Origin of the sequence: Arachidicoccus sp., assembly GCF_050436765.1 — a bacterium.
GTDB lineage: Bacteria > Bacteroidota > Bacteroidia > Chitinophagales > Chitinophagaceae > Arachidicoccus.
Genome location: NZ_JBNQGD010000430.1, coordinates 1 through 10,675, shown reverse-complemented (window position 1 = coordinate 10,675; position 10,675 = coordinate 1). Strand labels below are relative to the sequence as shown.

The 10,675-nt window shown below is 37.6% G+C and carries 11 protein-coding genes; 6 read left to right on the top strand and 5 right to left on the bottom strand.

All coding sequences use genetic code 11. The features are described from left to right. Nucleotides 1–11: 11 nt before the first annotated feature. Nucleotides 12–1,259 (bottom strand): peptidase T, encoded by a 1,248-nt coding sequence (pepT, locus tag ACQR30_RS18215; RefSeq protein ID WP_429737230.1) that lies wholly within the window; start codon nucleotides 1,257–1,259, stop codon nucleotides 12–14. A 248-nt stretch (nucleotides 1,260–1,507) separates the two neighbouring features. Between pepT and ACQR30_RS18210 the strand changes: the two genes are divergently transcribed. Further along, entirely contained in the window at nucleotides 1,508–1,918 is a 411-nt protein-coding gene (locus ACQR30_RS18210; RefSeq protein WP_429737228.1) for an EVE domain-containing protein, read from the top strand. Nucleotides 1,919–1,920: 2 nt separating this feature from the next. On the opposite strand, the gene ACQR30_RS18205 is transcribed toward ACQR30_RS18210, so the two are convergent. The 3 genes from ACQR30_RS18205 to ACQR30_RS18195 all read right to left on the bottom strand — a co-directional run bounded on the left by ACQR30_RS18205 (nucleotide 1,921) and on the right by ACQR30_RS18195 (nucleotide 4,664). Next, nucleotides 1,921–3,192: a hypothetical protein gene (locus ACQR30_RS18205; RefSeq protein WP_429737226.1), complete on the bottom strand. Its 1,272-nt coding sequence runs from the start codon at nucleotides 3,190–3,192 to the stop codon at nucleotides 1,921–1,923. Nucleotides 3,193–3,241: 49 nt separating this feature from the next. Then, nucleotides 3,242–3,814 (bottom strand): RNA polymerase sigma factor, encoded by a 573-nt coding sequence (locus tag ACQR30_RS18200; RefSeq protein WP_429737225.1) that lies wholly within the window; start codon nucleotides 3,812–3,814, stop codon nucleotides 3,242–3,244. Nucleotides 3,815–3,950: 136 nt separating this feature from the next. Beyond that, nucleotides 3,951–4,664, bottom strand: a complete 714-nt coding sequence (locus ACQR30_RS18195) for a DUF4397 domain-containing protein (protein ID WP_429737224.1) — start codon at nucleotides 4,662–4,664, stop codon at nucleotides 3,951–3,953. Nucleotides 4,665–4,925: 261 nt separating this feature from the next. Between ACQR30_RS18195 and ACQR30_RS18190 the strand changes: the two genes are divergently transcribed. Continuing rightward, nucleotides 4,926–5,390 (top strand): hypothetical protein, encoded by a 465-nt coding sequence (locus ACQR30_RS18190; RefSeq protein WP_429737223.1) that lies wholly within the window; start codon nucleotides 4,926–4,928, stop codon nucleotides 5,388–5,390. Between the two features lie 192 nt (nucleotides 5,391–5,582). Further along, nucleotides 5,583–6,671 (top strand): recombinase RecA, encoded by a 1,089-nt coding sequence (recA, locus tag ACQR30_RS18185; RefSeq protein WP_429737222.1) that lies wholly within the window; start codon nucleotides 5,583–5,585, stop codon nucleotides 6,669–6,671. A gap of 89 nt (nucleotides 6,672–6,760) precedes the next feature. Here the strand turns inward: recA and ACQR30_RS18180 are convergent, their stop codons facing one another. Beyond that, complete coding sequence (locus ACQR30_RS18180; protein WP_429737221.1) at nucleotides 6,761–7,177, bottom strand: nucleoside-diphosphate kinase; 417 nt, start codon at nucleotides 7,175–7,177, stop codon at nucleotides 6,761–6,763. Nucleotides 7,178–7,331: 154 nt separating this feature from the next. On the opposite strand from ACQR30_RS18180, the gene ACQR30_RS18175 reads away from it, so the two are divergent. From ACQR30_RS18175 to ACQR30_RS18165, 3 genes are all read left to right on the top strand, one after another. Continuing rightward, nucleotides 7,332–8,339 (top strand): DHH family phosphoesterase, encoded by a 1,008-nt coding sequence (locus ACQR30_RS18175; protein ID WP_429737220.1) that lies wholly within the window; start codon nucleotides 7,332–7,334, stop codon nucleotides 8,337–8,339. Nucleotides 8,340–8,380: 41 nt separating this feature from the next. Then, nucleotides 8,381–9,415, top strand: a complete 1,035-nt coding sequence (locus ACQR30_RS18170; RefSeq protein WP_429737219.1) for an FKBP-type peptidyl-prolyl cis-trans isomerase — start codon at nucleotides 8,381–8,383, stop codon at nucleotides 9,413–9,415. A gap of 86 nt (nucleotides 9,416–9,501) precedes the next feature. Further along, the coding region (locus ACQR30_RS18165) for a carboxypeptidase M32 (RefSeq protein ID WP_429737218.1) at nucleotides 9,502–10,675 on the top strand (1,174 nt) is incomplete at its 3' end.

Sequence of the window (10,675 nt, the reverse complement as noted above, 5' to 3'; positions counted from 1 at the left end):
TTCTTGCAGAATTAAGATTTTTCTTCCCAAACCTGGGTCAAATGAACTAACACCTCCACCGCTTTTTCCATATCGCAGATGCCAATCCACTCATGCTTACTATGAATGGCTTGCATGCCGGTAAAAATATTCGGACAAGGCAACCCCATATAACTCAATCGACTTCCATCTGTTCCTCCACGGATAGGTTCGTTGCGCAAAATAAGGTCAGATTTTTCGTAAGCTATCTTTGCAAATTCTGCTACCTGTGGATATTGTACCAAGATATCTTTCATATTGCGATACTGCTCTTTGGTTTCAAAGTCAATAGTAACACCCGTATATTTTGCAGCAACCTCTTCGGCAATCTTTTGCAATCTTTGTTCGTGTTTCGCCAGGTTATCCGTTGTAAAATCCCGTACAATAAAATCAATAATCGCCTTTTCTGCAATGCCCGAAACACGCACCGGATGAACAAACCCTTCTCTTTTATCCGTTGTTTCCGGGCTAAATTCACCCTTAGGTAACACATTCAGAATTTCTCCTGCGATTTTTACGGCATTAATCAGTTTCCCTTTTGCATAACCCGGATGCGCAATTACGCCATTAACTGTTATTTTAGTGGCATCCGCACTAAAAGTTTCATCTTCAAAAGTGCCGCATTCTCCCCCGTCAAGTGTGTAACCAAAGTCTGCCCCTACTTTTTTTAAATCTACTTTTTCAGTACCACGTCCGGTTTCTTCATCTGGGGTAAATAATATTTTAATATCTCCATGTTTTATTTCCGGATGTTGCAGCAAAAAATTGGCCATGTCTACAATTATCGCCAATCCACTTTTATCATCTGCGCCTAAAAGTGTAAGACCACTTGCCGTAATAATATCCTTACCAATATGTTCTTTTAAATATGGATAATCTTTTACGCGTATAATTTGTGTTTTATCGTCCGGCAATACAATATCATCTCCGCTAAAATGCCTATGAACGATGGGCTTTACATTAGTTCCGGAACAATCAGGAGCCGTATCTACATGCGAGCAAAAGCAAATAACAGGAACTTTTTTATCCGTATTGGAGGCAATGGACGCATATACGTAACCATTCTCATCCATCTGTGCATCAGCTAAACCTATTTGTCGTAATTCGTCTACTAATATTTTACTTAAATCTTTTTGTTTTTCGGAAGAAGGAAAGGCTGTATTTTCGGGATCACTCTGTGTGTCGACTTGTACATAACGCAGAAATCTTTCCGCTACGGTAAATTTATAATTTTGAAACATAGCTAATATAATTTGCCGCAAAATACGACTTAAACGCTAACCTCTACAGCCATATGCTTTATTTATTCCGATTAAAAGGTGACAAAATTTTTTCTTCTAATTTTCACCTAATCTAGCATCCTCAACCGTTTGGCATAAAAAATAAGAAGAGAAAATAACGTAGTTTAAAAAATATAATCTGTACAGACCATCTTTTCTTCAACATTGCATAATTTAGCGCCACAATTATTCATCAACATTCATCTTTCATGGCACATTGGCTGGTTAAATCAGAACCCTTCAAATACAGCTGGGAAAAATTTTTAGAAGACAAACAAACTTTTTGGGATGGGGTACGCAATTATCAAGCGCGCAACAATCTAAAAGAAATGAAAAAAGGAGAGGAAGTATTTTTCTATCACAGCAATGAAGGAATGGAAATCGTGGGCATTGCCAAAGTAGCAAAGGAATCCTACCCTGATCCTACCACTGATGATGAACGTTGGGTAGCCGTAGATTTAAAACCTGTAAAGTCATTAAAGAAACCCGTCTCCCTCGTACAAATGAAAGCGGAGAAAAGATTACATAATCTTGCTTTGGTAAGGCAAGGCCGATTATCCGTTTGCCCGGTCAGCGATGAAGAATGGAAAATTATTCTTGAACTATCTGCCAGAAAATAATTTTACAACCCAAATTTAAATCTTACGCCCATTTCACCGAGATGGATATTTTGATTAGCTAAATTATTACTCATCGGTACACTGATAAACGGTTCTACCGAAATGCTTTTCATCTTACTACTAATTTTTTGTTTGTAACCAAAAGAAAAATTAAGGAATCCTGCAAAATTCTGGTTGTTCAATTCAGAAGTAGGAACCTGCTCAACGGTCTTTGTAGAAGTGCTATTTACAATACTTTGTGTCTTCAATAAACTTCCATTTTTTGCATCAAAACTACTCGTTTGAAATTGAGTCACTACATAATGATTTTGCTGTGAATTGGATAATACTGCCATCGCCGATACCCCCGCACTTGCATATAAATTATCGCTAAAATTGTATCTAAGCTCTATCGGAAGATTGACACCCGCTACATCTGCTTCTACAGATTGTAATGTGCGGCTACCCACAACAACCGTATTATCACTTACATCTTTAGATCCCGAAAGCGCTGTGTAAGCTAAGCCGGAATTAAGTGAAAGCTTTTTAGTAAGTTGATACCCCACAGTAACACCGTAACCCATATTTACTTTTTGCGTATTGCTGACTCCAGGCGTAACGACAACACCAAGACTCCATTTTTTTGCACCGACGTTATCAGAAACATGCTGATTATCATAAGCCATTTGATCTAAATGCAAATCTTTCCTTTGTTTATCTTCCTGACTATTGTAAGGGATCCATATTTTTGGGAGAACTCGCCGCTGCTTAGCGCGGGCAGCAAGAACTTTCGACGTATCCTCTATATGCCGATAATTGCTTTGGGCCAAATCATGTAACGGTTTTGTTGAATCAACCGCCATATTTTTATTCAAATATGCCGCCGCATTCTCTTCATATCCTTTTGATATATTGACCGAAGGATAACCGGAAGGAACCTGGGCGCGTGAAGAAGAATGATTAGTCGCTCCATTTTGCTTCTGCGCATTACTTTTATGAGTGGCTAGCTGATTTTGCGTTTTACTTTCTTGTAAATTAGAGGGGGCAATTGAAATTTTAGAATTTGTGTTGATTTTTAATGTATTCTGAGAACCGTTGAAATAAAGATATGCTCCTACCCCTAACAGCAACAATATAGAAGCTGCCGCCGCAAACCTGCGCAGATAGGTGATTGTAGAATTTTTACTTTTTTCGTATTGAACAAATGATTCCCAGGCCCCAGGCCTATATTCTTCCTCATGCGCTTTCAATCGCTCAGAGATATGTTCAATTAATTCCTTCTTTTCATTTTTCATCTAATGATGATTTTATATTTATCTTTCCTATTCAGTTATATTCTATTTCTTATAAAGCAACATTAAAACGCTGCTCATATAATATTCTCAATCTGCTTTTTGCTCTTGTCAAAAACACGCGGGAACTACTTGCAGGGATATGCAAAATTTTACCAATTTGGTCATGAGAAAAACCTTCAATTTCGTACAAGTTAAAAACGAGTCTATGTGTTTGTGGTAACATTTCCAGCAAAGCCAGTATTTCATTTATCTCCATGCTATTTTGAACAGGGGTCGTTTCCAGTAGATAGTCCACCTTTTCCAACTCATCAGTAATAAGGCTTTTCTTATCCCTTCTCAAATGATCAATAGCCATTCTTGAAGCGATTGTAGCCATCCAGCCTTTAAACGCTTTTCGATATCCTTCTTCCTCACTATTATTTTCAAAAGACCGAATATTTTCAAATATTCTAATAAAACAATCATTCACCAGTTCTTCGGCATCGTTTTGTTTCGCTAAATACCTAATCATGATACCCATGATATAGCCATAAAAAGATCGGTACATCTGCTCTTTTGAGTAGATGTCGCTTCTTTTGCAGCCTGCAACTAAATTTTTAATGCTACATCCGTTTACTGTCATCCTTTAGGGATCTTCTTTTAGGGCGGGTATTAATTGTGCAAATACAAACTTACTAAAGGTTTACAAACAAATATCATTCCCAAGCCCAGAGAGCCAAAGGAATGATACTTATACAGGGCAATTTACCAATTTAGCTTTATCTATTTCGCATAATGGCCAATCCAATTTTTGTACTTTCCATATTACTATTTTCAAAGCCTCTTGCCCATAACGTGTATGCCTTCCCCTTTTCTATACTTACATTATTTAATGTAGCAAGTATGGTATTACTTCCCTTTTCCTTCAATTGAAACGAATAATTTGTAGAGGGGGCAATTGATCGAAAAGCAGTCGCTTTTGTATAAACAATATTATTAGCTAAAGTATCTGTATTCGCAACGATAAGATCTAACCCCTGAGAATTAGGGGAAAAATTAGCAAAGCGAATTCCTGCCATTGAGGAATCAGGTAACATTGCAGTATCTCTTAAATAAGTAAGTTTCGCATCCTCTAAAGAATCAGAAATAAAAATGGAGTATGCATCTCCGGGTTCCAAATAGAACTGCTGCGAGATCAATAAATTATAGGAATCGGGTAAAGTAAAACCAAATACTCTGTAACCAGGATAAGCAGGTAAATAAGCCATAGCACTATCGTAGGCAAATAATGAAGGTAATGGCTTGCGTTGACCATCCGCTATAAAATTCAAATTAGGTGAGCCGGGGGAAGCATTTATTAAAGCAATCCCTGCAACTTGCACGCTTACTCCATTTGGATAATTATCTTTCAAGCAAGAAGAAAAAATGCCGCCTACTAAAATTAGACCGATGAAAATGATAGTTATTCGATCTAAGGAAAATTTCCGTTTCATTGTAAATTGTTTTATCTGTGTTTTATGAACAAAATGCCCTCGTTTACATAGAGAGAATATTTTCAAAAAGTTGTAAAATGTCGTTTTGATACACAAAGGGTATAACTATTGTTGAAAACGGATATTCTATTCCTAGTGCTACACTTAAGAATTATTTCTTTTCAAAAATTGTCAAGTGGCGATGCTATTAGAACATATGATTTTGGCTTGCTATTTGTAATACTCATTAAGACATGCAATTCTCACCTTAAATTCTATTCTATGAAAAAATTAATCTTTGCACTGTTTTTACTTGTCTCTATAACATTTGTACAAAATGTAAATGCACAAAGTGGCTATAAAAATGCCGCCGGACTATTTATAGACGTGGGAAATGGCGGAACTTTTGTAGGACCAAGTATTAAACACTATTTCAACCCTAAAGACGCCCTTCAAGGGATGATTATTTTTGGAAATGGAGCGACGGTGCTGGGAGCTGAATATTCCTACAATGCACCAATAAGGAATGCAAACGGGCTAATGTGGAATATAGGTATTGGGCCCCAAGTTCTTTTAGCTGACCATTATAGCGATTTTATTGTACGTCCTTCCTTGGGACTGGAATATAAAATTCCCGGTGCACCTCTCGACTTTGGTTTTGACTGGCGTCCGTGGTGGACAGTTACCCACGGTTCTCATTTTGAAGCAGGCCGATTCGGATTGGGACTTCGTTTCGTAATTAATTAAAATACAGGATTTTACCACTCATTATAGAACCTTGCCCCGTAAAGTATGTTATCATACTTAACGGGGCATTTTTTTTGTTCGCCCGGTAACTAAAATAATTGTCAAATATTTTACTAAAAAAATTAGTTATTTATTGGAAATAAAATCTTACATTTGAAGTCTTAAAAATTGTAAAATAATAATCGACATAAAATGAGTAACGTAAACGTAGAAAAATTAAAAGCCTTAAAGCTGACTATTGATAAAATAGATAAAGACTTTGGCCGTGGTAGTGTAATGATGATGAATGAAAAACCTCATCAAGTGATAGAGGCCGTCTCTACAGGTTCTATTGGACTGGATACCGCATTGGGTATTGGTGGTTTACCACGAGGTAGGGTTATTGAAATTTATGGGCCTGAATCTTCCGGTAAAACTACATTGGCCATTCACGTAATTGCTGAAGCACAAAAAAAAGGTGGCATCTGCGCTATCGTGGATGCGGAACATGCTTTTGATAGTAGTTATGCAAAAAAATTGGGCGTGGATGTAGATAATCTTTTAATATCTCAACCTGACTATGGAGAGCAAGCACTTGAAATTGCAGACAGGCTTATCTTATCAGGGGCGTTGGACGTGGTCGTTATTGACTCTGTTGCAGCTCTGGTTCCTAAAAGTGAATTGGAGGGCGAAATGGGCGATAGCAAGATGGGCTTGCAAGCGAGATTGATGAGCCAAGCTTTGCGTAAATTAACCGCCACCATCAGTAAAACCAATACGATTTGTATTTTCATCAACCAACTTCGTGAAAAAATTGGTGTTATGTTTGGTAACCCAGAAACTACCACAGGCGGTAATGCCCTAAAATTCTACGCTTCCGTACGTTTAGATATCCGCCGTGCCGCACAAATAAAAGATGGAGACATTTCTATAGGTAACCGTGTTAAAGTGAAAGTCGTAAAAAACAAAGTAGCTCCTCCATTCCGCATTACCGAGTTTGATATAATGTATGGCAAGGGAATTAGTAAAGTAGGAGAAATAATCGATATGGGTGTCGAATTAGGAATTGTAAACAAAAGCGGAAGTTGGTTTAGTTACAATGGCAGCAAACTTGGACAAGGCCGCGATTCAGTAAAACAATTATTGATTGATAATCCCGAAATGGCTAACGAAATTGAAGAAAAAATCAGGGCAAAACTCACCGAACAGTTAGCAGAAACCGCCGTCGACTCCATATTAGAAGAAATTGATGAACAGGAGGAAATTGTAGAAGAAGTACAAAAGAAATCTTCTAAAAAATAATGGCTTCCAGAGTGTTAGTGAGTTAGTAAGTATAAGAAATGGCGCGAAAATTTCGCGCCATTTCTATATTATAAATAAGGTAATTCAAACTAAAACCTTTCTAGGTGGGAAAAGAAAAAATTAGCTTCTATTGCAGCATTCTCATCACTATCACTGCCGTGCACAGCATTTTCACCAATAGATGCAGCAAAATTCTTGCGAATAGTTCCTTCAGCAGCTTCTGCCGGATTGGTAGCACCAATCAATGTTCTGAAACTAGCCACCGCATTTTCTTTTTCCAAAACAGCCGCAACAATCGGTCCGCTACTCATAAAATCAACTAACTCACCATAAAAAGGACGTTCTTTATGTACCTCGTAAAACGCGCCAGCTTGCTTTTTAGTCAATTTTGTCCATTTCATAGCTTTAATAGTAAAGCCCCCTTTTATCATTTGATCTAAAATTGCACCGGTATAACCTTTAGAAGTAGCATCGGGCTTGATCATAGTAAATGTTGTATTGCTCATATAAATTTTTAATTGTGCGCAAAACTAATATTTTAAATGCAAATACAAAAACGATTCTCCAATATCGCTAAATAAGTCACCAAACACCTCCTTTTGACGTTTAACCCGTAAATTTTAGTTACTTCTTCGAATCAATAAATTACTTTTGCAAACTATGAAACCAATCGAAGACTTTTATCCTCTGCTGTCAAATGTTCACAAGGTAGTTATCACGATGCATCAAAAGCCTGATGGCGATGCTATGGGTTCGACGCTTGGTTTATTTCATTTTCTACGACAATACGGTCATGAGATTACCGTTATTTCGCCCACTAATTGGGCTGATTTTTTAAAATGGATGCCAGACGCCAGTAAAGTGGTGGATTATGAGAAAAATAAAGCGGAAGCTGATAAACTTATTGAGGAAGCCGGATGGATATTTTGCTTAGATTTTAATGTATTGCATCGGACAAAAACAATGGAGACCTCCCTGCTAAATGCCAAATGCACAAAAATATTAATAGATCATCATGAGCAGCCTCAAACCGAAGTCTTTGATTATGGTGTTAGTAATACAGCCAAGAGTTCCACTTGCGAAATGGTGTACGACTTTATTATGGATTCTGGCAATGCTAATAAGATAAATTTGGATATCGCGACCTGTTTATATACCGGTTTAATGACGGATACAGGTTCCTTTAGATTTCCTAGCACCACCGCTTCCGTCCACAGAGCCGTGGCATTTTTAAAAGATCTAGGACTAAACCATTCCATTATTCACGAAAATATTTACGACTGTAATACCGAATCCCGAATAAGGTTTTTGGGCAATAGCCTAACCAATCGAATTGAAATCTTCTATCCATACAATACCGCCTTAATGGTTATTCCTAAATCAGATTTAATAAAATTCAAGGTGAAAACCGGCGAAACGGAGGGTCTTGTGAATTATATGCTCTCCATTATAGGCATAAAGTTCGCAGCAATAGCTATTGACAGAGACGAAGAAAGAAAATGGAGTTTTCGCAGCAAGGGAGATTTTGATGTGAATATTTTCGCTCGGAAACATTTCAATGGGGGGGGCCACAAAAATGCAGCAGGGGGTAACAGCAAAGATTCCTTGAAGGAGACCACCGAAAAATTTAAAGCAATTTTATTAGATTATGAAACAGCTTTGAACTAATATTGCTTTTTAAAATTTAAAAAAGAGATAATATTAAAACAATGAGAAAACTACTCTACGCAATGGGCGGCATAGCTTTGATTGCATTCACCTCTTGTAATATGGGGTACAAGACCACTAAATCTGGAATGAAATATAAAGTCTTTTCCGGAAAAGCTGTGCACGCTGATACAGTGGGCGTAAAAGCAGAACCGGGCGATATCATTAAATTTCAATTCAAATACACTGTTGCAGATAGCAAAGGGAAAGATTCAATATTAGGAGAAAATTATTCTCAAATGCCCGGTTATCAAAAAGTGGATACCAGCGACAGGGGTAAATTGCAAATTCAAGAACTTTTCCCACTTTTGAAATCGGGAGACAGTGTAGAAGTGGCAATCAATGTTGATAGCATATTAAAAATGATTCCTGCGGGTCAGGCGCCTTCTTTCTTGAGAAAAGGCGGCACTATACATGCAACGCTAAGCGTATTAAACGTATTTAAAAGTGATTCCCTTGCACGTTTAGATGTAACAAAAGAACAGACGAAAGAAGAAGCGCGTGAAGCAGTGAAATTTAAAGAATCTGCAGCACAGTTGGATAAATACATCAAAGATAAAGGTATCAAAGCCATCAAAACGCCAGATGGCATTTACATTGCTTTGGAAACTCCAGGCGATATCAGCATTAAAGCTGATTCCGGCATGCAAGCTAGCGTTTTATATACAGGGAAATTGTTAGATGGTAAGATTTTCGATACTAATTTGGACTCTACATTTATCCACTACCATCCCGGCGTCATTAAAGTTGATGTTGGCCAACACCGCACCATCGAAGGATGGGACAAAGCTTTGCCTTATTTCGGGAAAGGTGCAAAAGGAACGATTTACATTCCTGCAGGCCTAGCCTACGGTGCACGGGCACAAGGCTCCGATATTCCTGCCTATAGCAATTTAGTATTTGACATTCAAGTGACAGACATAACAAAATCTGAAGCTCCTAAACCTCAAATGCAAATGACTCCTGAAATGCAAAAGCAAATGCAGGAAGCTATTCAAAAACAAATGCAGGCTCAAAAAGAAAAGAGCGGTCATTAATCTAATGAGGGAATAATTTCTCCCTTAATTTATAAATTAAAGCGGTTATTGTTCCCAACAATAACCGCTTTTTCTATTTTTGCCTAATGACAAATACCATAAAAGATTTATATCAAGAATATTTAACCGCCGTTCAGCAGATCGCAGACATTCGTTACGCTGCTGCCGTTCTGGAATGGGATCAAGAAACTTATTTACCCATCAAAGGAGCCAAGGCACGCAGTAGGCAGTTGGCAACTTTGTCTGAGACAGCACATCAACTATCCACAAAAAGGTCTTACGAACAAGTACTGGAAAAACTCCTTGTAACAGATGGACTAACAACAGTAGAGCGAATAAATGTAGAACTATCAAAAGAGAACTTTGATAGACAAAAGAAATTACCGTCCGCCTTTGTACGCGAATTAAGTGAAACAATTTCTGAGGCTTATCATCAATGGATAGATGCGAGAAGAAATAATGATTATAAAATCTTTGAGCCTGCTTTGCATAAATTAGTCCTACTCAAGCAACGAGAAGCGGAATTCCTTGGTTATGAAAAACATCCTTATGATGCACTCTTAAAAGATTATGAAAAGAGTGCTTCGGTGGAAATGTTAGACAAATTGTTTGAAGAAATGACAGAACCCTTAAAGACACTGTTACAAAAAGTTACAGAAAAGGGCAAGGTCAATGACGATTTTTTGCGTCAATTTTATCCCAGACAAAAACAATGGGATTGGGGAATATATTTAATAAAAGAATTGGGATTTGATTTTGACGCGGGTAGACAGGACATTTCGGAACATCCGTTTACCACTAATTTTTCTTCCCAGGATGTGCGGATTACCACAAGAATTGATGAACATGATTTCGCTAATATGAACTGGAGTTGCATACATGAAACGGGTCACGCTTTATACGAGCAGGGCCTTCCCAATGAAGACTATGGACTGCCTAGCGGCGAATACGCTTCTTTAAGCATACACGAATCACAAAGCAGATTTTGGGAAAATTGTATTGGAAGAAGCAAAGAATTTTGGCAATATTATTATCCCAAATTACAAATCTATTTCCCGGAACAGCTAGGCAAGGTTTCATTGGCTGACTTTGACAAAGCCATCAACAAAATACAACCCTCTTTAATACGTACGGAAGCAGACGAACTTACTTATCACTTCCATATTAAAATTCGATACATCATCGACAAAGAATTAATTGGGGGTACACTGTCTACAAAAGACTTAAGAGAAAGATGGGCCGAACTGTATAAAGAAAATT